Genomic DNA, 24955 nt, shown 5'->3' with positions numbered 1-24955 from the left:
AAGTTGTCATGCCACCGAAAGTAGCGAGTGTCTGCCAGTCGACGCCGCCGCGAAACGCACCGGGGTGCGGCGGGCATCCGACTGCCCGCCGCACCCCGGAAGGTGTGTCGCGACCTCAGCGCGCCGTCGGCGCGCCGAGGGCCGGCATCGGCACGACCACCGGCGGGAGTTGCTTCGGCTCACCGCGGCGCGGCGCGCCCCTGGCCGCCAGGTCCTCCTTGGAGATGTCGACCCGGACGGAGGCCGCCGACTCCGGCAGCTCCTCGAACGGCTGGATGTCACCGTGGCAGACGGTGCCCTTCTTCGGCAGCGTGAGCCGCAGCAGGTACGCGTCGATGGCGCCGGTCGCGCAGGCCGACGAGCCGTACGCGGTGTGGCCCCAGTTGTCGCTGGACAGCAGGCGGCTGTTCGGCAGCAGCCTCGCGGAGGCGACGGCACCGTTGTAGTTGGTGGCCGGGTCCCAGTAGTTGCCGACGACCAGGACCGGGTTGGCGGTCCGCCGGTCGAACGGACCGGTGAAGCGGTCCTCGTCGCGCACCGTCCAGGTGTCCCGGGCACAGGGGGCGGTGATCCAGGTCCAGTACCGACCGAAGTACGGGTCGCGCTTGTCGGCCTTGGCGGCCCGAGCCGCCCAGGAGGCGGCGTCCTTCGGGTGGTTGGCGTCGGTGCAGTCCACCCCGAGGAAGGTCTCCAGACCGTTCTCGTACGGGAAGTCGTAGGCGCGGGCCGACTCCCGAGCCTTCTCGGCCCGTCGCAGCAGCGAGGTACGTGCCTGCGTACGTGACGCGTTCGTCGCCGACGGGTCGGTCAGGACCAGCAATTCCTGGGTGAGGTAGGCGACGTCCATGTACCCGTACGGGCCGTAGAGGGAGCTCGCGATGAAGGCGACGAAGTCGGCGTAGGTGAAGGTGTACTCGCCCAGGTCCGGATCCTCCAGCACCAACGGCTTGGCCTTGAGTCGCTTCGCCACCAGCTCGAACAGGGCGGCCGGGTCACCGGAGGCCAGCGGGCAGGCGTCCACACCGGCGGTCTTGCAGCGCGTGAGGATCTCGCGGAGCGCCAGGTGCGCGCCCTGCGCACTGCGCATCCGGTCCTCCTGGCCCAGGTTCCCGGAGGCACCGGCGCCGAACCACGCCGTCGGGTCGAGCACACCGTCGATCGCGACGGCCCGCACCCGGTCCGGGAACATGTTCGCGTAGTACTGCCCCAGCACACTGCCGTAGCTGAAGCCGACGTAGGACAGCTTCCGGTCGCCGACCGCCCGCCGCAGCACGTCCATGTCGCGGGCGACCTCGGCGGTCGACATCGCGCCGCTGAGCGGCTTGCCGGTGGTCGAGCAGCCCTTGCCGATCCTGATCGCGGCGGCGACGTACGCCTTCTCCTCGGCCTTCGTGTACGGGAAGGCGACGTTCGCCCCCTCGTACGCCCGGGCCTGGTCCTTGACCGACCGGAAGCACCGGAGCTGCTCGCTGGCGCCCACTCCACGCGGGTCGACGCCGACGATGTCGAACCGGTCGAGCACGTCGTCACCGAAGACGTACGGCGCGGCGAGGGCGAAGCTGGTGCTCGAACCGCCCGGGCCGCCGGGGTTCACGAAGAGGCTGCCGATCTTGCGCTTCTGGTCCCGCGCCTTGACCCGCAGGACCGCGATCTCGGTCGTGTCACCCTTCGGCTGGTCGTAGTCCAACGGCAGGTCGACAGTGGCGCACTCGGCGTAGTCGTAGCACTCGTACCAGTCCAGCCTGGGCGTGGGCACGCGGTCGACCCGCAGCCGCTCCAGCAGGCTGGTGCGGTGGGCGACGGTGACGATGCCCGCACCGATCGTGGCGGGTGCGGCACTGGCGGGTACGACCGCCGCTCCGGCGAGCAGCGCGCCGACGAGCCCTGCGGCGGCGAGGTTCCGGATTGGTCGTGGCATGTGGACGCCTTCCGGTGGGATACGGGACAGGTCGAGTCGGACTCGACCTCCGCCACTCTAGAGACGTCGAACGATGGATGCGGTCCAATGAACAGCAACATGTCCGACAATGCAGGCGCCGATGTCACGATTCCCGAATCCCGTAAGCTGGAGTTATCAGGTGTTACGCAGGCGCTCGACCATCTGCTGTTGACAGATCGGCAATCTCCGACATTCTGGACGCGTGAGACGCATCCCCGGACCTGACGCGCGCACCGTGGCGGTGGTCGCCGCACTCGGATCGCTGTGGCTGTTGGTGACACTGATCGTCGGGCCCCGGCAGGATCTGCTGGGAGTCGCGATGGCCCTGGGCTGCGTGCTGCTCGCCATCGTCAGCGGAGTGGCGGTCACCGCCGCCCGGCAGGCCCGCCCGGTCGACACCCCGCCTCCGGCCCCGCCGGTCCACCCGATGGCCCACGCACCCGGCATCGACGCGGACACCCTGGAGACGTTGGGCGACCGGGAGGCAGTCCGGGCGATGCGGGACCGCTACCGCCGCGACGCGAGCCACTGACCTCGCTCAGCCGCCGGTGATCGTGGGCGACGCCAGCCCGTCCAGACCCCGCCCGGCCAGGCAGCGGTAGGTGGCGTCGGTCTGCGCGTCGGCTGGCGGCAGCACCTCCAGGTTCCACCCGGTGGGCTTGTCCATGCCGCTGACCAGCCGGAACGTCTCCGTGTTGCAGACCTTGCGAACGCCCGGGTCCGTCACGATCTCGTCGTGGTCGGCGTCGAACAGCGCGCGGGGCAACTCCCCCTCGGCGTAGCTCTCCCAGGTGTGCCGGGTGTCGCACGACACCTGGTCGGCCTCGGCCCGCTGGGCGCGTACCTGCACCGGGCCGAAGCACTCCAACTCCTCCGCGCACCGGGCGCCCTCCGGCAGCACCTCGGGCAGGGTGGCGCAGCCCGGACGGTGCACCCCGGTCGTGATGGGCCGGTTCGGCACGGTGGGCTGGCCGGGCGGGAATCCACCGGCCGCCCAGGCGCCGACCCCCGCCGAGGCGGCCAGCGCGACCACGCCGGTGGCGCCCAGGAACCAGCGCCGTCCCCGGCTGCGCTCGGTGGAGGTGCCGGTGGCCCCGGCGTCGGGTGCCGTACCCGTGCTCCGCGGACCGCCCTGGAATCCGCCGCCGAGCAGGCCGATCGGCGGGCTCGGCGGGCCGGAACCCTCCAGTTGCAGGCCGACCAGCATGTCGTGCAACTGAACGACGGAGGGGCGGTCCGCCGGGTCGTTGGCCATCCCGGCGCGGAGCACGTCGACCAGCTCCTCCGGGATGCCGGGGATGCCGGGAATCGGCTGGTGGAACATCTCCAGCACGGTGACCAGGCTCGGGTTGCGTTCGGTCTGCCAGCGGGGCGGACGGCCGTGCATCACCGCGTAGAGGGTGGCGCAGAGCGCGTAGACGTCCACCGCGGGTGAGGGCGGGCTGTGGCTGAACATCTCCGGCGGGGCGTACGCCGGGGTGAGCACCTCCAGGGCGACCGTGGCGTCGCGCATCTCGGCGACCACGGCCAGCCCGAAGTCGGCCAGGACGGCCGAGTTGAAGTGCGAGTAGAGGATGTTGGCCGGCTTGACGTCGCGGTGCAGCACCCCAGCCGCGTGCGAGTGGGCGAGCGCGTCCGCGATCTTGATGCCGAGGTCCCGCGCCTCGGCGGCGCCCAGCGGCGAGGTACGCATCCGTTCGGCGTACGACCCGTCGCAGAGTTCCATGATCAGGTAGGGGTGCTGGTCGATGGTGACCCCGACGTCGAAGAGATCCACCACGTGCGGGTGCGACGACATCCGACCGGCTGCCCGCGCCTCGCGCAGGAAGCGGGCCTGGTCCCGGTCACTGGCCAGGGTGCGGTTCTCGACCTTGACCGCGACCTCGCGGTCCACCGAGATCTGGGTGGCCCGGTAGACGGTCGCGTAGCCTCCCCGGGCAAAGACCTGCAAATCAGTCAGACCAGGCACGATGGGCGTCGGCAGGGCGCCGGGCGGGGTGTCGGTCACGGTTTCGAAAATACCCAACTGGACCGGCGGCTCAGTGAACCGCATCGGCGGGCGACCGCTCCGGCGAGGTTTCCGCACTGCGCCGGGAGTCCCACCAGAGGCCGGCGGCAGTGGCCAGCGCACCCACGGCCTCCCACGCCGCCACGCCGAAGAACCGGCCGGGCGCCACGTCGGCCAGCACCGCGAGTGTGAACACGGTGAACGTGACCAACCGGAACACCACCGTGAAGCGGTAGAACGCCCGCCACTCGGTGGCGGTGGCGAGCAGGTAGTAGACCCCCATGTTGAACGAGGCCATCGACGAGGCGGTCACGAACACGCCGGTGTAGTCGCCGGGCGCCCGGGTCGCCGGGATCTCGAAGCCGAGCATCCCGAGCAGGGCCTCCGGCCAGAGCAGCCCGACCGCCCCCATCACCAGCGCCAACACGCCGAACACCGCGATCGTCCAGCCGGCGACCGAGCGCGGCAGCCTCATCTGAGCCCTCCCCCTTGACGGCACGACCGCCCATGTTGACCGCCGCGTGCACCGTGCACGCTAGCGGTCGGCCCCGACAGACGACATCACCGGAACCGACAGAACCGGCCGGACCACACCATGTCGACAAGCCGGCGGCGTGGCTCAGCGCGCGTCGCGCAACCGGGTGTACAGCGCCTCGGAATCGGCGCGCTCGCTGCGCTGCTCGGTGGCGAACGACAGGCGTACCGCCTCCTCGGCACTGGTCAACGCCTCCGCCGACCGGCCGCAGGCGGCCAGCGCCTCGGCGCGTACCCGGGCCGCGACCACCTGGCTGCGGACGTCCTCGGCCGGCGTGGCCGCCGCCCGGCGGGCCCAGACCAGCGCCTGCTCGCACTGTCCGTGCGCGAGCAGTGCCGAGGCGTAACGCGCCATCGACTGTCGACGGGAGAACAGCAGCGACGGCGAGGTGGCGGCGGCGGTGGCCACCGGGGCGAGCAGTCCGACCGCAGTGCCGGAGTCACCGGCCGCCAACCGGGCCGTCGCCAGCAGCACCCGGGGCCCCACCTGCGCGGGCGCCTGCGGGTTGTGCGGCTCCACACTGGTCAGCACCGATCGCGCGTACTGCTCGGCGCCGGCCACGTCGCCCATGTCCAGCGCCACGAAGCCGCGCAGCGTGCCGGCCATGCCGGTGAGCAGCGGATGAGCCGTCCGGCCGGCGTACTCCAGCGCGTCGGTGAGCAGGTCGGCAGCGTGTTCGGGCTCGCCGAGGCCACGCGCCACCACACCCCGGACGACGAGCGCGAAACCCTGCCCCCACTCGTCGGAGGCGGCGGCGAACTCGCGGTACGCCCGCCGGGCCTCCCGGTCCGCGTCGAGCAGTTCGCCCAACTCCGCGTTGGCGTACGCGTCGACCGCCCGCAGGGTGCCCACCGCCCACGCCTCGCCGACCCGTTCCCCGAAGGGCAGGAAGATCCGGGCCAGCCGACGCGCCTCGCTCAGCCGACCGGCGAGCAGTCGGGCGAAGGCGGTGGTGCCGCGCAACCACGCCCGCCCGTACGGATCCTTGAGTTCGGCGAAGAGTCGGGCGGCCCGACCGAGCACCGCGTCCGTACCCGCGAAGTCGCCCCGGGTGGTGGTCACCCAGGCCAGGTTCTGCAACGACCACGCCTGCCCCCGGCGGTCCTGCACCGCCAGGCTGACCTGGTACGCGGCGGCCAACCGGCTACTCGCCTCGCCGAGCCGTCCGGCGAGGAAGTCGGCCATGCCCAGTCGACGCATGGCCGACGCCCGCAGGCTCGGCAGGTCCGCGTCGGTGGCCACCTGCAACGCCTCGCGCCAGCAGGTCTCGGCCCGCCGCAGGTCACCCATGGCCTGCTGGGCCTGCCCGGCGAGCAGCAACGCGCTGACCCGGGTGGTCGCCTGGTCCCCGGCGTTGGCGGCGATCTTCTCGGCCGAGGCCAGCGCGTCGGCCACCCGACCGACCTGGAGCAGTGCCCGCGCGTGCACCACCCGGTCGGAGGCCGGTACGCCGTCCACGCGGGCCAGTTCGGCGGCGCGTTCGGCGTACTCGACGGCGAGAGCCGGCTCGCCCTCGTGCAGAGCGCGGCGGGTGGCCCGGCCGAGCGCGGCGACCCCGAGCGGGGCGACCGCCCGGGCCGGAGCATCCGGGCGCAACGTGACCGCGTCGGCCAACGCGGTGGCCCGCTCGACGTGCTGCGCCACGAAGTCGTCCCGGGCCGCCTCGGTGAAGCCGCTCGGACCGGCCGTGGCGCCGGTCGCGACCAGGTCGGGGCCGCCCAGGCCACTGCTGACACTGGCCGCCGGGCTCGCCCACCGGGCCAGCGCCGCGTGCCGCTCGGCCAGCTCCGCCTTGCTGATCCCGGCGTACGCGGCCTCCCGCATCAACGGGGTGGCGAAGGCGTACCCGGTGCGGGTGCGGTGCAGCATCCGGCGTTGCAGCAGCTCCTCCACGGCCCGGTCCAGGTCGAGCGCGACCACCGCGCCCGGTCGGCCGTCGCGTCCGGCCCGCTGCTCGCGCAGCGCCTGCAACGCCCCCTCGGGCACCGTGTCCCCGACCACCGCCGCGTCCCGCAGCACCGAACGGGCCTCGGCGGGCAACGCGTCGATCCGGGCCGCGAGCACCGCCGCGAGGTCCCGGGAGAGCAGTCGGCTGCCGAGCGAGCCGGGTGCCAGCCGCCAGTCGTTGCGCGCACCGGCGGTCAGCGCGCCGCGCTCCATCAGCAGGGTGACCAGCTCGGCCAGATAGAACGGGTTGCCCTGGGCGGTGGCGAGCAGCCGGTCGGCGTCGGCCTGCGTCAGCCGCCCGCCACCGAGGTAGCTGGTGAGCAGCCGGGACGCGTCGGCGCCGCGCAGCGGCGGCAACGGCTGCACCTCGGCGTCCGCGACCCGGGCCAGCGTGCCGGCGGTACGCACCAGCTCCGGCCGCCCGAGCAGCAGCACGAGGATCGGCCCGTTGAGCCGGGACAGGGTGACCTCCAGCGCGCCGATGGTCTCCGCGGTGGCGTCGTGCAGGTCGTCCACCACCACCATCAGCGGTGCCTCCTCGGCGAGCGCGCTGAGCAGGTCGGCCACCGCGTTGGGCACCGCCTCGGCGTCGGGCGGCGGTTGGGTGCCGGTCCACTCGCTCTGGTCGGTGTGGCCGGCGGCGGGTAGTTCGGCGTATCCGAGCAGGGCCAGCAACTGGTCCACGGCGACCGGGGCGGGCGCGGTGCGGGAGCGGCTGAGGCGCTGCCCGAGTCGACGCAGCCGCTCCTCCACGGCGGCCCGGGTGACCGCGGTGGCCGTGTCGTTGGGCAGGCCGGTGGCGGCGCGTACCAGGTCGGCCAGGGGGGCGAGCCGACGGCGTTCGCCGAAGGCGGCGCAGCGTACCGAGAGGACCCGGGCGCCGGTGTGCGCGGCGTACCGTCCGGCGCCCACGTCGTAGCCGGCGGCCAGGCGCTCCACCTCGGCGGCGAACCGGGACTTGCCGATCCCGGCCTCGGCGGTCATCAGCAGCACCCGGGGCTCACCCCGGTCGATCACCTCGGCCAGTCGACCGGCGACCCGGCCGACCTCGGTCTCCCGGCCCACGAAGGGTGCCTCGTCGCCGAGGCCGGAGCGGGTGCCCGGCGCGTCCAGCAGACCGAGCAGCTCGTACGCCTCGACCGGCTCGCGCTTGCCCTTGAGCCGCAACGGTCGCAGCGCCCGCCAACTGGCGACGTGCCGGGTGGCCGCCGCGGTCCGCGCCCCGGCGTAGACCGCGCCGACGGCGGCGGCGTCGGCCAGCCGCGCGGCGGTGTTCACCGTGTCGCCGATGACGGTGTACTCGATGGCGGCCTGGATGCCGGCGATCACGTCACCGGTGTTCAGCCCGACCCGCAGCCCCAGCGGCGCACCGCCGCCGCGCTCGTCGTCGAGCACCCGACGGACCGCGCGCTGCATGGACAGGGCGGCCCGGACGGCGCGTTCGGCGTCGTCCTCGTGCGCGACCGGAGCACCGAAGACCGCCATGATCCCGTCACCGGTGAGTTTGTCGACGTGCCCGCCGAAGGTCTTCACCGCACCCGCGAGGGCGGCCAGCACCCGGTCGGTGACCGCGCCGACGCGTTCCGGGTCGAGGTCCTCGGACCAGGAGGTGAAGTCGGACAGGTCGCCGAAGAGCACGGTGACCACCCGACGCTCGGCGGCGGGCAGGGTGGCGGCGGCCGGCAGCGCGGCACCGCAGTTGTGGCAGAACCGGGCGCCGGGCACCGCGACGGTTCCGCACACCGGACAGGTCACGGTCGGTCCAACCTCGCGGCGTCACCCTCGGATTCCCGGTCCAGGTACTCCAGTTGGGCGCGCACGGACCACTCCGCCGCCCACCACAGCGACCGGTCCACGTCGGCGTAGACGACGGCGACCACCTCGGCCGGGGTCCGCGCTCCGCCGTCGCGCGCCGCCCGGACCTGGTCCAGGCGGGCCCGCCGGTGGGCGAGGTAGAAGTCGGCGGCGGCACCGCAGTCGGCCAGCGCCGGACCGTGGCCCGGCAACGCCGGGATCCCCCGGTACGTCGAGAGCAGTTCCAGGCTGGCCAGGTAGTCACCGAGGTGGCCGTCCGGGTGGGCGACCACGGTGGTGCCCCGGCCCAGGATGGTGTCGCCGGTGAGCACCACCTGCCGGTCGCCGTGCTCGGCCAGGAAGCAGACCGAGTCGGCGGTGTGCCCGGGAGTGGGTACGAGTCGGATCGTCAGCCCGTGCCCGGCCACCTCACCGGCGGCGTCGAGCGGCGGTCCGCCGATGCTGTGCGCCGGGTCGGCGGCGCGTACCGGTGCCCCGCCGAGCAGGTCACGCAGGCGCGGCGAGCCCTCGGTGTGGTCCGGGTGCCCGTGGGTGATCAGCACCAGGCCGACCGGCCCCCACTGGGCGATCGCGGCCAGGTGTGCCTCGTCGGCCGGTCCCGGGTCGACCACCACGCCGTACTCCGCGCCCGGGGCGCGCAGCAGCCAGGTGTTGGTGCCGTCCAGCGTCATCGGCCCCGGATTGGGTGCCCGCAGCAGCGTCACCCACCCCGGCAACTCGCTGGCGAGGGCGGTCACCGCCCCCGTCACATGCCCTCCCATGGCTGCGATCGTACGACCCCGGGGGCGCACCTCCGCGATCTTGCGGTTCCGCTCCCCGATTCGCCCTCGTTAGGGGCCTTCGTCCGGGCGGAACCGCAAGATCACGGTGACGTCGGGTCAGGCGACCTCGACGATGACCTCGACCTCGACCGGCGCGTCGAGCGGCAACTCGGCCACGCCGACGGCCGACCGGGCGTGCCGACCGGCCTCGCCGAACACCGCGCCGAACAGATCTGACGCGCCGTTGATGACGCCGGGCTGACCGGTGAAGCCGGGGGCGCTCGCCACGAAACCGGTCAACTTGACGATCTTGACGACGTTCTCCAGGCCGACCAGCGAGTCGATCGCGGCGAGCGCGTTGAGGGCGCACCGCTCGGCGAGCTGTCTGGCCTGGTCGGCGGAGACACCGGCGCCGACCTTGCCGGTGGCCAGCAGCTTGCCCTCGGCCATCGGGAGCTGCCCGGAGACGTACACGTGCTGGCCGGACTGCACCGCCGGCACGTAGCTCGCCACCGGCGGCACCACCTCCGGCAGTTCCAGCCCGAGTTCGGCCAACTTCCCGTGCGGTCCGTTGCTCACCGCGTCACGCCTTCGGGCGCTTGAGATAGGCGACAAGCTGCTCCGGGTTCGGCCCGGGTACGACGGAGACCAGTTCCCAGCCGTCCTCACCCCAGTTGTCGAGGATCTGCTTGGTCGCGTGGACCAGCAGCGGGACCGTGGCGTATTCCCACTTCTGCATCGGTGGAGAGCTCCCTCGGTGGCATGGACACTTCGGGGCACAGCCTACGGTCCGCCGGCCGGTCAGGACGCGGGACGCTGCTCGGAGGTCGGCCACTGCTCCGCGGCGGGACGCTGCTCGGGGGCGATCGACAGCTCGCCACAGAGGCCCTTGTGATCGTACGGCTGCGGGCATCGGCTGCGGTCGGGCAGCAGCAGGTCGCAGAAGACCTGGTGCCGGTTGTTCTGGTCGTCGGCGGTCGACACCTCGGTCTCTCCCGCGTCCAGCTCGGGCAGGAAGTTCAGCGACGTCGCCACCCGGGCGGCCAGCGCGGTCGCGGCGGCCAGGTCGGCCACCCGGACGGGCAGGTGGATGACGTAGCCGGGGACCTCGTCGTCGCGCCCGCCGGCCGGCTCGACCATCCCGACCGGGTCGACGGTGCGCCGGTACGACCGCTCGTTGACCGGCAGCCGGCCGGAGGAGTCGCCGCCGGCCGTCCGGCTGCCCCGGCGCCCCCCGGCGGAGAACTGGACTCGGGGGGTGTTGTCGATCTCGCGCATGCACTGCCTCCGGGCGTCGTACCTGGTCACGGCGCCGCCGGCCGGTCCGGCGCCGCTGCGGCCAGCCCTTTCAGGGCGTGCCGGAGCGACGGTAGGACCGCTGCGGCGGTCCCATCAACAGGACGCGCGCGCCCAGTGGCCTTTCGTCACATTTGCGACACCTCATCAGCAGGAAGCTGATCGCGCGGCCCGCACGGGTGACACCGGGACCCCCGCACCCGACCGATGGACCGTTACCCTTCCCGTCTGGACGGGCGCCCGGCCCGGCCGCCCCATCCCACGCCCGTCGCCGTCGCGCGGCGGTGCGCCGCACCCGGGGGTACGCGATGACCCAGCCACCCACCGGCGGCCCGACCGGCCCCACCGACCCGCTGCCGGCCGGCTCGCCGGTCGCCCCCTCCTCGCCGGCCGGTCCGGGACCGGCTGCGGCGTCGTCCGGCGGCTATCCGCCGTACCCGCCGCCGGCCGCGCCGTCCCGCAGACGCGGCGGCGCGCTGGTGGCCTCGATCGCGCTGGCCGTGGTGCTGCTGCTCTGCGCGGGCGGCGGTGTGGCGGCGTTCCTGACCGTGCGCAACGCCGAGTCCGGCGAGGGCGCCCAGGATCCGTCGGTCGCGGTCGACGACTTCCTCACCGCGGTCTACCAGGAACGCGATGCCGCCAAGGCGACCCGGCTGGTCTGCACCGGCGCCCGCGACCAGGACAAGATCCGGGCGAAGGTCGCTGAGGTCGAGCAGTACGTGTCGGCGCACCAGAGCCCCCGGTTCCGCTGGGACACCCCGAAGGTCGACAACGAGACCGGGGACCGGGCCACCGTCACCACCACCGTGACGGTGACCACGGCCGACGAGAAGATCGCCGACCAGGACCTGCGCTTCACGGTGATCCGGAAGAGCGGCTGGTGGGTCTGCGAGGTCGCCTGAGCCGGCCCGCTGGATAGGCTCGGCCGGTGGCAGCAGCGCAGCGCCCGGCCGACCGGGCCGGTACGGAGTGGCCCGCCCGCCTGCACGTGGTGACCGGCAAGGGCGGCACGGGCAAGACCAGCGTGGCCGCCGCCCTGGCCCTGGCCCTGGCCGCCGGTGGGCGGCGCACGCTGCTGGTCGAGGTGGAGGGGCGGCAGGGCATCGCCCAGCTCTTCGGCACCGACCCGCTGCCGTACGCCGAGCGACACCTGGCGGACGCGGCGGACGGCGGTGAGGTGTGGGCGCTCGCGGTGGACGCCGAGGAAGCGCTGCTGGAGTACCTGGACATGTTCTACAAGCTGGGCGCCGCCGGCCGGGCACTACGCAAGCTCGGCGCGATCGACTTCGCCACCACCATCGCCCCCGGCCTCCGCGACGTGCTGCTCACCGGCAAGGTCAAGGAGGCCACGACCCGCCGGGTCGAGCAACGGCGGGTGTACGACGCGGTGGTGCTGGACGCCCCGCCGACCGGCCGGATCGGCCGCTTCCTGAACGTGACCGCGGAGACCGCCCGACTGGCCAAGGTCGGCCCGATCAAGACCCAGAGCGAGAGCGTCTCGGTGCTGCTGCGGTCGCCGATGACCGCCGTGCACGTGGTGACGCTGTTGGAGGAGATGCCGGTCCAGGAGACCGTCGACGCCATCGCCGAGCTGGCCTCGCTCGGGTTCGGGGTGGGTCGGGTGATCGTCAACGGGACCCGGTCGCCGCTGCCGGCGGGACGGATCGTCACCGAGGCGGAGCTTGCGCGGGGGCTGCGCGCCGCCGGTCTGCCCGCCGACCGGCGAACCCTGGACGGGCTGCGCGACGAGGCACGCGACCAGGCCGTCCGCCGCGAGCTGGAGGACTCGCTCCGCGCCGATCTGGCGGAACTCGACGTGCCCCTGGTGGAGCTGCCGCTGCTGCCCGACGGGGTGGACCGCGCCGGCCTGGACGTGCTCGCCGCCGCTCTGGTGCGGGGCGATTGACTCACACCTGACCTCGGCCCGCCGCGCGGACCGGGTCGGGCCGATACGCTCGAATGGTGCCTTCCGACAACGCCGCGCCGCTGCTGGACGTCGACCGGATCCTGGCCGATCCCGGCGTACGGATCGTGGTCTGCTGCGGTGCGGGCGGGGTGGGTAAGACGACCACGGCCGCCGCGCTCGCGCTCCGCGCGGCCGAGCGACACGGTCGCCGGACGGTGGTGCTCACCATCGACCCGGCCCGGCGGCTGGCCCAGTCGCTCGGCCTGACCGAGCTGGACAACACACCCCGGCAGGTCAAGGGCATCGACGTCGAGGCCAGCGGCGGCGAGTTGCACGCCATGATGCTCGACATGAAGCGCACCTTCGACGACGTGGTGCTCGCGCACACCGACCCGTCGAAGGCGGCGGAGATCTTCGCCAACCCCTTCTACCAGGCGATGAGTTCCACCTTCGCCGGTACGCAGGAGTACATGGCGATGGAGAAGCTGGGCCAGTTGCACGCGCGCGGCGACTGGGACCTGATCGTGGTGGACACGCCGCCGTCACGGTCGGCGCTGGACTTCCTGGACGCGCCGGCCCGGCTGTCCCGGTTCCTCGACGGGCGGATGCTGCGCCTGCTGCTGGCCCCGGCACGGACCGGCGGACGCAGCATGTTCAGCCTGGTCACCGCCTCGTTCGGGATGTTCTCCCGGGTGGTCCAGAAGATCCTCGGCGCGCAGTTGCTGACTGATCTGTCCGGCTTCGTGGCCGCGCTCGACTCGATGTTCGGCGGGTTCCGGCAGCGGGCCGAACAGACGTACCGCATCCTCCAGGCCAGCGAGACGGCGTTCCTGCTGGTCGCGACGCCGGAGCCGGACGCGGTCCGGGAGGCCGCCTACTTCGCCGGGCGGCTGAGGGAGGAGAGGATGCCGCTGGCCGGCCTCGTGCTCAACCGGGTGCACCGCCCGGCCGACACCGGGTTGGACGCGTCGGACAGCCGGGCCGCCGCCGACCGGTTGGCCTCGACCGGGGGTCACGAGGGCGTCGTCGAGGTGTTGCGCGCCCACGCGGCCCTGGCCGAGCAGGCGGTACGCGAGCAGCACGTGGCGGCACGGTTCACCGAGGCGTTCCCGCAGGTGCCGACCGTCTCGGTGACGGCACAGCCCGCCGACGTGCACGACGTCGACGGGCTGCGGACGATCGCAGCGGCGATCAGCCGCTCCTGATCGCGCCGGTCAGGTGGTGGCGAGGATCTTGTCCTTGCCGGCCTTGTCCTTGGCGTTCTTCTTCATCGCCGCCTCGAACATCTTGCGCCAGCTCGTCACCTGCGGGTGCCGGCGCAGCAGTGCCCGGCGTTCGCGTTCGGTCATGCCACCCCAGACGCCGAACTCGATCCGGTTGTCCAACGCGTCGGCCAGGCACTCGTAGCGGACTGGGCAACTCCGGCAGATCCGCTTGGCCACGTTCTGTTCGGCGCCCTGTACGAACAACGCGTCCGGGTCCCCGTTCTGACATGCCGCCAACGACGGCCAGTCAGTGATCATGCCCATCTGTACTCGTCCCCCCTTGCAGTACTACCGACGCCGTCGCGGGCCAGCCGGCAATTCCCCCCGGTCGTCCGGCACGCCTTACCCCAAGGCGGCACAGACGACATGTGGCGCTGTCGCCGCAACCATCATGCTCTGTAGTCACCCGATTACGCAACGTTGTCGGCTAAATCCATCATTCCGGACACTCCCGGCTTCTCGGGCTCGGGACCCCCGCTTACCCCACCGGAGTCCGCGAAAACGCTGCGCGTCACCCCTCGTCCAGAGGAGACTCGGCACGGATCACAGGCAACCAGATCTCCGGTGCCACGCGTCTAGCACAACGAGGACGGCGCGCGCAGGAAATGGGGAAAAGACGCCCCAGCGCCCCTCGTTACCTGTTCGCGTACCCTGTCGAGGTGACCTGGATGCGGAAACGTGACCACAACATTCTGACCAACGCCGCATCGCTGCTCATCTGCGGGTTGTTGGCCGGCGTGGTGGTCGCCGCGGCGGCATTCCCCGCGGTGGCGATGTCTGGCCTGGCCGCCAAGGCCGGCGCGGAGACCTTCGGCGCGCTGCCGAAGGAACTGACGGTGTCCCGCGCCCCCCAGATCAGCTACCTGCTGGCCAGTGACAAGAAGACACCACTGGCCACGATGTACGACGAGAACCGGCGCGACATCACGTTCGACGACATCGGCGAGAACATGCGCAACGCGATCATCGCCGCCGAGGACCACGACTTCTACAACCACAACGGAGTCGACCTCAACGGCGTCGCCCGCGCGTTCGTCAACAACAGCTCCGCCAGCAACGACCGGCAGGGCGCCTCGACGCTGACCATGCAGTACGTCCGGATGAGCATCGCGTACTCGGCGACGCACCCGGCCGACGTGGTCGCCGCGACGGAGGACACCAGCGCCCGCAAGCTGCGCGAGATGAACTACGCGTTGCAGATCGAGAAGACGCTCACCAAGGACCAGATCCTGGAGCGCTACCTCAACCTCGCCGCGTTCGGCAACGGCACCTACGGCGTCTACGCCGCCAGCCAGGTCTACTTCAACAAGCCGCCGAAGGACCTGACGATCGACGAGGCCGCCATGCTGGCCGGTCTGGTCAAGGCGCCGACCTCGTTCGACCCGACCACCAAGGGCGGCCACCCGCTGGCGGAGGCCCGGCGCAACTACGTGATCGACAACATGGTCAAGACCGGCGCCGTCAGCCAGGAGGACGCCGACAAGGCCAAGGCCGCCAAGCTGGTGGTGAAGGGCAAGCGGGCACCGAACGGCTGCGTCGCCACCAACAAGAACGCCTGGGGCTTCTTCTGCGACTACTTCTACCGCTGGTGGCTGTCGCAGGAGACGTTCGGCTCGACCACGTACGACCGGGAGCGGCTCCTCAAGAGCGGCGGCTACACGATCGTCACCACCCTGGACAAGCAGGCCCAGGACGGTGCCGACAAGGCGGTCCGCAAGGCCAAGTCGGTGAAGTCCAAGGAAGCCGCGATGATCGCGGTGGTCGAGCCCGGCACCGGCCGGGTCCGGGCGCTCTCGGTCAACCGCAACTACAAGCTGGACAACCCGAACAAGCCGAAGAACCTGCCGCACAGCGAACCCAAGCAACGCGAGAACGGTAAGCGCGGCAACTACCCGAACACGGTCAACCCGCTGCTCACCGGCGGCGACGGGATCACCGGCTACCAGGCCGGCTCGGTCTTCAAGATCTTCACGATCGTGGCCGCGCTGGAGAAGGGCATCCCGCTCAGCTACACCATCAACGCCCCGCAGCAGTTCAAGTCCGAGTACATCATCAGCCCCAGCAGCCCGGCCGCCTGCGAGGGCACGCACTTCTACTGCCCGACCAACTCGAACAAGCAGCCCGGTGGCGTGAAGGACATGTGGAGCGCGTTCTCCGCCTCGACCAACACCTACTTCGTCCCGCTGCAGCAGCAGGTGGGCGCGGCGAACGTGGTGGACGTGGCCAAGCGTCTCGGCATCCAGTTCCGGGAGCGCGAGGACGCGGACCTCGCGCGAACCAAGGAGTCGGCGAACCAGTGGGGCGCCTTCACGCTGGGCGTCTCGCAGGTCACCCCGCTGGAGTTGGCCAACTCCTACGCCACGCTGGCCGCCGACGGCAAGTACTGCGAGCCGATCCCGGTGCAGGAGATCCGCGACATCGACGACAACAAGCTGGACGTGGCGAACCCGCGCTGCGAGAAGCGGATCAGCACGGACGTGGCCCGGGCGGCCGTGGACGCGGCCCGCTGCCCGGTCGGCGACAACTCCCCCACCACCAAGTGCGGTAGCAGCCGGACGTCCCCGCAGACCAAGGCTCTCGTCGACGCGCCGGTCGCCGGCAAGTCCGGCACCACCGACGGCGAGAAGTCCGCCTCCCTGGTCGCGATGACCAAGCAGTATGCGGTCGCCGGCATCATGGCCGACCCGGACTGGCCGCAGACCAACGTCAAGATGAGGCACAACCAGCCGGACGGCATCAACCCGCCGGTCAACGAGACGCTGCGGGACGCCATGAAGGGCAAGAAGAGGATCAACTTCGACCCGCCCGGCAGGAAGATCGCCGAAGGCGACCAGCGCAGCATCCCCGGCGTCAAGTGCCTCTCCGTCGACGAGGCCAGATCCCGCATCTCCGGTGCCGGGTTCCAGCCGGTGGTCTCCAGCAACCGGGTCGCCTCGGAATGCGCGGCGGGCACCGCAGCCGGCACCAGCCCGGACGGTCGCACCATCAAGAACGGCATCGTGACGATCCTGGTCAGCGCCGGTGGTGGTGGCGGCAACAACGACGCCGGCAACGGCCCTCCGGGTGGTACGCCGAGCAGCCCCGGTAGACCGCCGGGCCGACCGGGCGGCTGATCACCGCCGAGACCGCACGCGAACGGGCGGGCAACCCTGGAGGGGTTGCCCGCCCGTTCCGCGTCGTCGGGCGTGGTCAGCCGTAGCGCCGCCCGGCGCGTACCGGCCGGTGAGGTGTCAGAGGCCGAGCTGTCGGCGTACCTCGGCGGCGACCCGACCACCCTCGGCCCGGCCGGCCGTCGCGGCCTGGGCCGCCTTCATGGCCGGCCCCATCTGCGCCTTGCCGGTGAACCCGCCCGTGGCGAGTGCCCCCGCGACCAACTCGGTCAGCTCGGCGTCGGAGAGCTGCTTCGGCAGGTAGCGCTCCAGCACCTCGCCCTCGGCGGTCTCCTTGGCGGCCTGCTCGGCGCGACCCGCGTCGGCGAAGGCGGTGGCCGCCTCGCGACGCTTCTTGGCCTCCTTGGTCAGCACACCCAGCACCTCGTCGTCACTGAGCTCACGCTTGGCCTTGCCGGAGACCTCGGCCGTGCCCACGGCGGCCAGGGCCATCCGCAGGGTGGAGGTGGTCAGCTCGTCGCGGGCCTTGAGGGCGGCGCGCATGTCGGCGGTCAGACGGTCCTTCAGCGTGCTCATGGTCGCCCAAACTACCCTGATCGGCATGCGAAAGCGCACACTATTCCGGCTCGCGACCGCCACTGTCGCGACGGGCGCCGCCGCCCTGGCGTACGCGTCCCTCGTCGAGCGCAACATGTTCACCCTCCGGCGCTTCGACGTCCCGGTGCTGCCGACCGGCACCGAGCCGCTGCGCGTCCTGCACCTCTCCGACCTGCACATGACCCCCAACCAGGTACGCAAACAGAACTGGGTGGCCTCGTTGGCCGCCCTCGACCCCGACCTGGTCGTGGTCACCGGGGACAACATGGCCCACCCGGGGGCGGTGCCGGGCGTCCTGCGGGCGCTGCAACCGCTGCTCGACTACCCGGGTGCCTTCGTCTTCGGCTCCAACGACTACACCGGCCCGGTGTTGAAGAACCCGTTCAGCTACTTCCTGCCCGACCGGGAGTACACCGAGGGCGTCGAGCTGCCCTACGAGGACCTGCGCGACGTCTTCACCGGGGCCGGGTGGACCGACCTGAACAACCGACGGGGCACGCTCAAGGCCGGCGGCCGGGCGATCGACATGGTCGGTGTGGACGACCCGCACATCGAACGCGACGACTACCCCTCCGTGGCCGGTCCGGTCTCCGCCTCGGCCGACCTCTCCATCGCGCTGACCCACTCCCCCGAGCCGGCTCTGCTCGACGAGATGGCCGCCGACGGCTTCGGGCTGCTGCTCGCCGGGCACACCCACGGCGGCCAGGTGTGCGTACCGGGTGTGGGCGCGCTGGTGACCAACTGCGGGCTGCCCCGGTCGATGGCCAAGGGCCTGCACCGCTGGCCCGGCTCGGACTCCTGGCTACACGTCTCCGCCGGCCTCGGCACCCATCCGACCGCCCCGGTGCGGTTCGCCTGCCCGCCCGAGGCCAGCCTGCTCACCCTGATCCCGCGCTGACCTCCCCGCCCCGGGGGTACCGAGTTTGACCCCTGGGGCGGGTGGGCTAGTATTTGTCCGCACGCCTCGGGGTGTGGCGCAGCTTGGTAGCGCGCTTCGTTCGGGACGAAGAGGTCGTCGGTTCGAATCCGGCCACCCCGACAGATGTGAGGCCCTGATCGGCATTCTCGCCGGCCAGGGCCTCTCTCGTGCGAGGTGCGGCGAGTCCTGCGCGGACCGCCGCCGCAGGGCGACCGGCGGACAGTGGCGTACATCATTCGGCCGAACGATCCGGCCGCCGCCGCAGCCGCGTCGACCCGCGCATCCCACCCCCCGAGAACGGTGGTGGTGCACTACAGTCCGAGAACACCCGAAAGGCCGTCTGACCTCACTCGACACGGCCGCCGCCACAATCGGGGCACCTCGTTTCGAACACAAATACCTACGCGCAAAGTCGCTGAGATCAGTTCAATGTTTGCTGGTTCGGGAATCCTCCACTCAAGCCAGGATAAACCAGACAGGCAATAATTCCCGTGGTCGACCCTTTTTCCTCCACCACTGAGCGTGTTACCGTACTCACGCAACAACGGCCGTAGATGGGTTGGGGGCCGCGGCCGGATAATTCTCTCTATTGGGGGAACAGTGCGTTGTCCAAGCTCGGCGCGCTCCGAGTTGACCCCGCAGATGCTTGTTTACGACGATTTCGACCAACGCGGTCAGGCCCGCTGGATGTCCTATGTGATGCATTTTCACCGCGTGCACTACCGGTCCCGGGTCATCAATACGGATCGCCTCGGTTTCCGCATCTCGCACGGCATGGACAGCCACGCGTCGGCGGGTGGGGAGCCGACCGACGGCCCGATCCGGCTGTTGGCCGGCAGTTCCATGGCGATGGGCATCGGAGCCACCAGCGATCAGGCGACACTCGCCTCGCGACTGTGGGCCGCCCACGCACCCTCGCTGCCCTGGTTGAACTTCGCGGGACGCAGTCATTCCTCCGCCCAGGAGCTGTTGCTCTTCCTCTTCTATCGGCACCTGCTGCCGCCGGTGGAGGAGATCGTCATCGTGTCCGGGCTCAACAACCTCGCCCTGGCCCGCCTGCCCGCCGCCCAGCGCGGCGACGACGGCGCGTTCTTCAACTGCGGCGACTTCTTCGGACAGATGGACAAGCTCAGGTCCCAGCACCGGACGCACCCGTTCGGCCCTGCCGCCCCGTCGGCCGGAGACGACGAACCGGTCCGTCCGCTGGAGGTACGCATCGCGGACGCCGCAGCGCTGACCGTGCGGCATCTGGAGTCGTGGAAGCAGCTCGCCGCCGCGACCGACACCAGGATCGCCTTCGTGCTGCAACCGCTCGCCACCTGGGTACGCGAGTCGGCGGCACCACAGGAGAAGCGACTCTTCGACGAGCTGGACCGGATCTCGAACTTCTGGGAGCTGTTCGGTGACATCGCCACCAGGGATTCGGCCCGCAGATATGCCGAGCTGCTGCAACTGGGCTGCGAGAAGATCGGCGTGGAATTCCTGGACATCAACCCCCTCCTCGCGACCAGCGTCAAGGACGACGACTGGCTGTTTGTCAACCGAGCCCACATGACCGACCACGGTTTGGACCTGGTGGCCCGGCTGTTGGCCGAACAGTTGCATTTCTCGTCCTAGGGCCGACACGGGCCCGCCTCAGGTGAGGACAGAAAGATGAACGTGGTGCGCAGAATTCTTAACAAGATCTTCGGACGCAAGAAGAAGCCGAAGAACGACGCCTCCATCTACCCGATGTTCTAGCTTCCCGAGACGGCGACACCTTCCCGTGGCGACACGTGACATGTTCGTCGCGCGGGCCCTCCGTGCCGTCGAACTCCGTCCGGACATTTGATTACCAATTTGTTTCGGGATAGCAGACACGGATAGAGCCAGGAGCTGGCAGTGTCAACGAAAGAAGACGGTGAGTCGGACCGGCAGGCGGCCCGACCGATTGATCATCAGGCCCGGTCCCGCGAACTCTTCGTCATCGCGGTCGACCCGGAGACCTCCTTTCCGGGTGACCCGTTCGTCGCCCGGCTGCGGTCCGAGGTCGGCGACCTCGCCGACCAGGAGTCGCTGCCGGCAGCACTTGACGGGCTTCGGGACGAGGCGGTGCGCTGGTCGACCGCCGAGTCCCGCCGGTTCGAGGAGTTGGTCTCCACCGCCCCGGCTCCGCTGGCCACCGAGTCCCTGGTCCGCCGCACCGCCCTGGCGGCGGCGCCGCTCGCGCTGCGGTCCGGGGCCTGGTTGCAGTGGCAGAGTGCGCCCGGGAACGCCGACGAGGCGACGACGCTGCGCATCCTGACCCTGTACGCCTCCGACGTCGGCGTCGGTCGGCCGCAGGACTCGCGCGGCAGCGTCTACCTGGCCCTGCTCCGCCACCTGCACCTGTCCGAGCACGCGGTGCCGGTGGCCCGGCTGGCGCACGACCCTCGGGTGGCCGACCACCACTTCTACCTGCCCGCGATCCTGCTGGCGATGAGCCGGAGACCGGTCGAGTTCCGCCCCGAGATCCTCGGCGCCGACCTGTGTCTGCGTACGGTCGGACTGCTGCCCGCGTTGCGGCTGGTGCGTCAGGCGCATCCACAACTCGTGGACTGGAGTGCCGTCGACCCGTCCGCCGCCCGGGACGGCGATCCGCGGACCGGGCTGGAGCTGTGCCGGGACGTCGTCGAGCACGGCTTCGCCGACGGGGAGCTGGCCCGGGTGACCGCCGGTTTCCGGTGGGCGTTCACCGTGCTGCGCAGGTGGAGCACGACTCTGTACGCGGAGCTGGCGGAGGCCCTCGACCCGGCGTACGAGATGGCCGAGTTGCTCCGCCATCGGGCGCGCGAGGGCGCGGTCTACCACCGGGACTTCACCGTGGCGGACCGTTCGCTGTCGAGTTGGTTGGCGGAGGCCCGCACGGATCCGAGCGGGCTGCTGGCCGAACTGGCCGCCAGCCGCCTGGTCAAGCCGGGCCGCTCCGCGCAGAGCCCGCTGGTCAACGGTCTCGTCGGGGAGCGGGGCCCGATGTTCCGGGTGTTCTCCCCGGCCGACCTGGTCGTCATCCGCCGGTGGATCGACTCACTCCCCACCGGGCAGCCGGAGCGGGCTCGACCCGGGCCGGTCCAGCAGGCGCCCACGGTGTCCCCGACAGTGCTGGCCTCGGTCACGGTCGGTTCGGTCGCGGACGACCGGGAGCCGGGTGACGTCCGGGAGGCGTACCACCTGCTCCAGCAACGGACGGACACCCCGGCCGTCCGCCGGTTCGCCGTCGACTACGTGCGGGGCTGGCTGGCGCGGTCCCGGCACAACATGGCGTCGGACCCGCAGCGCCTGCCCGACGTGTGGGGACGGGAGGGCCTGCGTCCCTGGCTCGTCGAGCAGCACGACCGGCAGGGGCGTGACTTCGAGGAGTCGGCCGGCACGCCGATGCCGACGCGGGAGGATCTCGTCGACTCCACCGTGCAGTTGGCCCCGTTGACCTTGATCGACGGTGCCTGGCTCCAGGGGTTCACCGACTACGAACATGCGGCGTCGGAGCAGGGCTACTTCCTGTTCGAGACCTACTGGGACGAGCTCGGCAACGGCGTGCCCCGGATGAACCACCCGTTGATCTACCGGGAGGTGCTCGCCGAGATGGACGTCCACGTGCCGCCGACGGCGTCGCGGGAGTTCGCCGAGTGGGACGGGTTCCGGGACGAGTCCTTCGAACTCCCGGTCTACTGGCTGAGTATCGGGCGCTTCCCGCGTACGTTCCTGCCGGAGATCCTCGGGTTGAACCTGGCCATGGAGCTGTCCGGCGTCGGCGGCACCTACCGGCGGGCCCGTCAGGCGCTGAAGAGGTACGGCTTCTCCACGAAGTTCGTGGACATCCACAACACCATCGACAACGTCGCCACCGGGCACTCCGCCTGGGCCGCCGACGCCGTCGACACCTATCTCGCCTCGCTGCCGGTCTCGCACGGCGCGCAGGCGGTCACCGAGGTCTGGGACCGGGTACGCACCGGCTTCCGCTCGCTCAACCCACCGACGGGTCTGCTGGCCCGCCGGGCGTTTCGCCGCGCCCGAAAGGCCAGCAGGTCACTCGCCGCCATCTGACCGTCCACCCACCCACACCCACGACCGAGGGGAACGCCAGTGGGAAAGCTGGTTCTGGGGTTGTCCGCCTACTACCACGACAGCGCGGCGGTGCTGGTGCGGGACGGCACGCCCGTCGCCGCCGCCCAGGAGGAGCGGTTCACCCGCAAGCGCCACGACCCGGCCTTCCCGGCCGAGGCCGTCCGGTACTGCCTGGCCGAGGGCGGCGTCACGCTGCGCGACGTGGACGCCGTCGCCTACTACGAGGACCCGGAGCTGAAGTTCCGCCGGGTGCTGACCAGCTTCGCCGGTTCGGCTCCGTTCTCGCTGGAGGCGTTCACCCGGGTCATGCCGGAGTGGATGTCCTGGAAGCGGGACACCGTCGGCGAGGTACGCCGGTCGTTGGCGGCGCTGGGGTCGGCCGAGGTGCCGCAGATCAGCGTACGACGACACCACGAGTCCCACGCGGCCTCCGCGTTCCTGCCCAGCCCGTACGAGTCGGCGGCGGTGCTCTGCATCGACGGCGTCGGCGAGTGGGCGACCACCACCCTGTGGCACGGGCGGGGCAGCGAGCTGCGTCAGGTGGCGGAGATCCGGTATCCGCACTCGTTGGGGATGCTCTACTCGGCCTTCACCTACTTCTGCGGGTTCAAGGTCGACTCGGGCGAGTACAAGCTGATGGGGCTGGCGCCGTACGGTGTGCCGCGCTACGCCGACGTGATCCGGCAGCACCTGATCGACGTCAAGGACGACGGTTCGTTCCGGCTGAACATGCGCAACTTCGAGTTCCTGCGCGGTCGCGTCATGACCGGTCGCGGGTTCGAGCGGCTGTTCGGTGGTCCCCGGCGCGAGCCGGAGAGCCCGTTGACCGAGCGCGAGTTCGACCTGGCCGCCTCGGTGCAACTGGTGACCGAGGAGGTGGTGACCCGGCTGGCGCGGACCGCACGCGACCTGACCGGTGAGACCGACCTGTGTCTGGCCGGCGGCGTGGCGCTGAACTGCGTGGCGAACGGCAAGGTCGTCCGGGAGCGCCTCTTCGACTCGGTGTGGGTGCAGCCCGCCGCCGGTGACGCCGGGGGCGCGTTGGGTGCCGCCCTGCTGGTGGCGACGGAGTCGGGTGCGCCCCGCGCCCACCTCGCCGGGGGCGGTGACGGCATGTCCTCCGCGCTGCTCGGTCCCGCGTACGACGACGAGGAGATCGCCCGCTTCCTGGACGGTCTGGGTGTGCCGTACACCCGGCTGGCCGAGGATGCGATCGCCAAGCACGTGGCGGAGGAGCTGGCCACCGGCAAGATCGTCGGCTGGTTCCAGGGCCGGATGGAGTTCGGACCCCGGGCTCTGGGCGCGCGGTCGATCATCGGCGACCCGCGTGACGCCGACATGCAGTCGACGATGAACTTGAAGATCAAGTTCCGTGAGTCGTTCCGGCCGTTCGCGCCCTCGGTCCTGGCCGAGGACGTCGAGGAGTACTTCGACCTGACCCAGGAGAGCCCGTACATGCTGATCGTGGCGCCGGTCGCGCAGCAGCAGCGCCGGGAGGTGTCGGAGTCGGCGACGACCGGGCTGGATCGGCTCAAGGTGCGTCGGTCGGCGATTCCGGCGGTGACCCACGTGGACCATTCGGCGCGGGTGCAGACGGTCACCGCCCACTCCAATCCGGCCTACCACCGGCTGTTGACCTCGTTCAAGCAGATCACCGGCTGCCCGGTGCTGGTGAACACCTCGTTCAACGTCCGGGGCGAGCCGATCGTGGCCACTCCGCACGACGCCTACCAGTGCTTCATGCGCACCAACATCGATCTGCTCGCCATGGGCAGCTTCCTCCTGCACAAGGCCGACCAGCCCGAATGGCGGGAGCAGGGCGACTGGCGCGACGAGATCGCCCTGGACTGACCGACCGCTTCCGCACCGACGAGGATGATCATGAGACTCCTGTGGACCCTGGCCTATCTCCTGATATTCGTTCCGGTTGGTATATTCTTCCGGGTGTTTCGCGATCCGCTGCGCAGAAAATTGCAGCCGGAGCTGAACACCTACTGGGATTTCCACGAACGGCCGCTGTGATTTCGGCTGCCCATTGTCCGAAGCGGGAGAAAACACGTGATCGACCTCAACGCGGGGCTGGGCATCGCCGCCGTCGCCCTGGCAATGGTGCTCACCCCCGGGCCGAACATGATCTATCTGGTGTCCCGGTCGATCACCCAGGGCCGCCCGGCCGGCCTGATCTCCCTGCTCGGGGTCGCGGTCGGCTTCTTCGTCTACCTGCTCGCCGCGGTGACCGGTGTCTCGGCGGTGTTCGCGCTGGTGCCCGCGCTCTACACGGCGATCAAGATCGCGGGCGCCGGCTACCTGCTGTGGCTGGCCTGGAACGCGCTCAAGCCCGGTGGCCAGTCCGCCTTCGCGCCCCGGGACCTGCCCGAGGACCGGCCCCGGAAGCTGTTCACGATGGGCCTGATGACCAATCTGCTCAACCCCAAGATCGCGGTGCTCTACGTGTCGCTTCTCCCGCAGTTCGTCGACCCGGCCAAGGGCGACATCGCGGCGCAGAGCCTCTCCCTGGGGCTGATCCAGATCACGGTGGCACTGACCGTGAACTGCCTCATCGTGCTCACCGCAGGTTCGGTCGCCGCCTTCCTCGCCCGGAAGCCGGCCTGGCTGCGGGCCCAGCGCTACATGATGGGCAGCGTGCTGATCGGCCTCGCGGCGAGCATGGCGTTCGACCGGACGGAGGCAACCGTACCGCAATAGTCGATTCCGGCAACGTCGGGCAATTACTGCGTGCCGCCGAGCGACTTCCTTGACTACGTGTTCGGTGG

At 71.1% G+C, this 24955-nt stretch carries 21 protein-coding genes and 1 tRNA gene; 12 read left to right on the top strand and 10 right to left on the bottom strand.

Annotation, left to right across the window (positions count from 1 at the left end; genetic code table 11):
- Positions 1–115: 115 nt before the first annotated feature.
- Positions 116–1918: an alpha/beta hydrolase gene (locus tag ACIBMZ_RS00425; protein ID WP_396689721.1), complete on the bottom strand. Its 1803-nt coding sequence runs from the start codon at positions 1916–1918 to the stop codon at positions 116–118.
- Between the two features lie 223 nt (positions 1919–2141).
- Between ACIBMZ_RS00425 and ACIBMZ_RS00420 the strand changes: the two genes are divergently transcribed.
- Complete coding sequence (locus ACIBMZ_RS00420; protein WP_396689720.1) at positions 2142–2471, top strand: hypothetical protein; 330 nt, start codon at positions 2142–2144, stop codon at positions 2469–2471.
- Positions 2472–2477: 6 nt separating this feature from the next.
- Here ACIBMZ_RS00420 and ACIBMZ_RS00415 read toward each other — a convergent pair whose 3' ends face one another.
- The 7 genes from ACIBMZ_RS00415 to ACIBMZ_RS00385 form a co-directional block, all read right to left on the bottom strand.
- Positions 2478–3947, bottom strand: a complete 1470-nt coding sequence (locus ACIBMZ_RS00415) for a serine/threonine-protein kinase (RefSeq protein WP_396689719.1) — start codon at positions 3945–3947, stop codon at positions 2478–2480.
- 31 nt (positions 3948–3978) lie between these two features.
- Positions 3979–4422: a hypothetical protein gene (locus tag ACIBMZ_RS00410; RefSeq protein ID WP_396689718.1), complete on the bottom strand. Its 444-nt coding sequence runs from the start codon at positions 4420–4422 to the stop codon at positions 3979–3981.
- 144 nt (positions 4423–4566) lie between these two features.
- Positions 4567–8184 carry an adenylate/guanylate cyclase domain-containing protein gene (locus ACIBMZ_RS00405; protein ID WP_396689717.1) on the bottom strand — a complete coding sequence of 1206 codons (3618 nt, stop codon included), beginning with the start codon at positions 8182–8184 and terminating at the stop codon, positions 4567–4569.
- Complete coding sequence (locus ACIBMZ_RS00400) at positions 8181–9005, bottom strand: MBL fold metallo-hydrolase (protein WP_396689716.1); 825 nt, start codon at positions 9003–9005, stop codon at positions 8181–8183. Before ACIBMZ_RS00400 ends, ACIBMZ_RS00405 begins: the two co-directional genes overlap by 4 nt.
- 117 nt (positions 9006–9122) lie before the next feature.
- Positions 9123–9584, bottom strand: coding sequence for a RidA family protein (locus ACIBMZ_RS00395; RefSeq protein ID WP_396689715.1), 462 nt, complete (start codon positions 9582–9584; stop codon positions 9123–9125).
- Between the two features lie 4 nt (positions 9585–9588).
- The gene (locus ACIBMZ_RS00390; protein WP_013736319.1) at positions 9589–9744 is read right to left on the bottom strand and encodes a DUF4177 domain-containing protein; all 156 of its coding nucleotides are present in this window, start codon (positions 9742–9744) and stop codon (positions 9589–9591) included.
- A 62-nt stretch (positions 9745–9806) separates the two neighbouring features.
- On the bottom strand, positions 9807–10283 hold the full coding sequence (locus tag ACIBMZ_RS00385; protein WP_396689714.1) for a hypothetical protein: 477 nt from the start codon (positions 10281–10283) through the stop codon (positions 9807–9809).
- Between the two features lie 326 nt (positions 10284–10609).
- On the opposite strand from ACIBMZ_RS00385, the gene ACIBMZ_RS00380 reads away from it, so the two are divergent.
- The 3 genes from ACIBMZ_RS00380 to ACIBMZ_RS00370 are packed head-to-tail and all read left to right on the top strand — an operon-like array spanning position 10610 to position 13412.
- On the top strand, positions 10610–11203 hold the full coding sequence (locus ACIBMZ_RS00380) for a hypothetical protein (RefSeq protein WP_396689713.1): 594 nt from the start codon (positions 10610–10612) through the stop codon (positions 11201–11203).
- 26 nt (positions 11204–11229) lie between these two features.
- A complete protein-coding gene (locus ACIBMZ_RS00375; protein WP_396689711.1) occupies positions 11230–12207 on the top strand; it encodes an ArsA-related P-loop ATPase in 978 nt (325 codons plus the stop codon).
- A gap of 53 nt (positions 12208–12260) precedes the next feature.
- Positions 12261–13412 (top strand): ArsA family ATPase, encoded by a 1152-nt coding sequence (locus ACIBMZ_RS00370; protein WP_396689709.1) that lies wholly within the window; start codon positions 12261–12263, stop codon positions 13410–13412.
- Positions 13413–13421: 9 nt separating this feature from the next.
- Here ACIBMZ_RS00370 and ACIBMZ_RS00365 read toward each other — a convergent pair whose 3' ends face one another.
- Positions 13422–13736: a WhiB family transcriptional regulator gene (locus ACIBMZ_RS00365; protein WP_350698672.1), complete on the bottom strand. Its 315-nt coding sequence runs from the start codon at positions 13734–13736 to the stop codon at positions 13422–13424.
- A 404-nt stretch (positions 13737–14140) separates the two neighbouring features.
- Between ACIBMZ_RS00365 and ACIBMZ_RS00360 the strand changes: the two genes are divergently transcribed.
- The gene (locus ACIBMZ_RS00360; RefSeq protein ID WP_396689707.1) at positions 14141–16585 is read left to right on the top strand and encodes a penicillin-binding protein; all 2445 of its coding nucleotides are present in this window, start codon (positions 14141–14143) and stop codon (positions 16583–16585) included.
- Between the two features lie 117 nt (positions 16586–16702).
- On the opposite strand, the gene ACIBMZ_RS00355 is transcribed toward ACIBMZ_RS00360, so the two are convergent.
- A complete protein-coding gene (locus ACIBMZ_RS00355; protein ID WP_396689705.1) occupies positions 16703–17158 on the bottom strand; it encodes a GatB/YqeY domain-containing protein in 456 nt (151 codons plus the stop codon).
- Positions 17159–17183: 25 nt separating this feature from the next.
- Between ACIBMZ_RS00355 and ACIBMZ_RS00350 the strand changes: the two genes are divergently transcribed.
- The 7 genes from ACIBMZ_RS00350 (at position 17184) to ACIBMZ_RS00320 (ending at position 24887) form a co-directional block, all read left to right on the top strand.
- On the top strand, positions 17184–18077 hold the full coding sequence (locus ACIBMZ_RS00350; RefSeq protein ID WP_396689703.1) for a metallophosphoesterase: 894 nt from the start codon (positions 17184–17186) through the stop codon (positions 18075–18077).
- 67 nt (positions 18078–18144) lie between these two features.
- A tRNA-Pro gene (locus tag ACIBMZ_RS00345) sits at positions 18145–18218 on the top strand.
- A 579-nt stretch (positions 18219–18797) separates the two neighbouring features.
- Positions 18798–19715 carry an Inducer of phenazine A gene (locus tag ACIBMZ_RS00340; RefSeq protein WP_396689701.1) on the top strand — a complete coding sequence of 306 codons (918 nt, stop codon included), beginning with the start codon at positions 18798–18800 and terminating at the stop codon, positions 19713–19715.
- Positions 19716–19979: 264 nt separating this feature from the next.
- The gene (locus tag ACIBMZ_RS00335) at positions 19980–22160 is read left to right on the top strand and encodes an iron-containing redox enzyme family protein (RefSeq protein WP_396689699.1); all 2181 of its coding nucleotides are present in this window, start codon (positions 19980–19982) and stop codon (positions 22158–22160) included.
- Positions 22161–22199: 39 nt separating this feature from the next.
- Positions 22200–24032 (top strand): carbamoyltransferase, encoded by a 1833-nt coding sequence (locus ACIBMZ_RS00330; protein WP_396689697.1) that lies wholly within the window; start codon positions 22200–22202, stop codon positions 24030–24032.
- A gap of 30 nt (positions 24033–24062) precedes the next feature.
- Positions 24063–24203: a hypothetical protein gene (locus ACIBMZ_RS00325; RefSeq protein WP_396689695.1), complete on the top strand. Its 141-nt coding sequence runs from the start codon at positions 24063–24065 to the stop codon at positions 24201–24203.
- Between the two features lie 36 nt (positions 24204–24239).
- Positions 24240–24887: a LysE family translocator gene (locus ACIBMZ_RS00320; RefSeq protein WP_396689693.1), complete on the top strand. Its 648-nt coding sequence runs from the start codon at positions 24240–24242 to the stop codon at positions 24885–24887.
- Positions 24888–24955 lie beyond the last annotated feature (68 nt).

The sequence above is a fragment of the Micromonospora sp. NPDC049900 genome (assembly GCF_044461025.1).
In the GTDB taxonomy this organism is placed as follows: Bacteria; Actinomycetota; Actinomycetes; order Mycobacteriales; family Micromonosporaceae; genus Micromonospora.
This window is presented reverse-complemented; position numbering and strand designations above follow the sequence as displayed.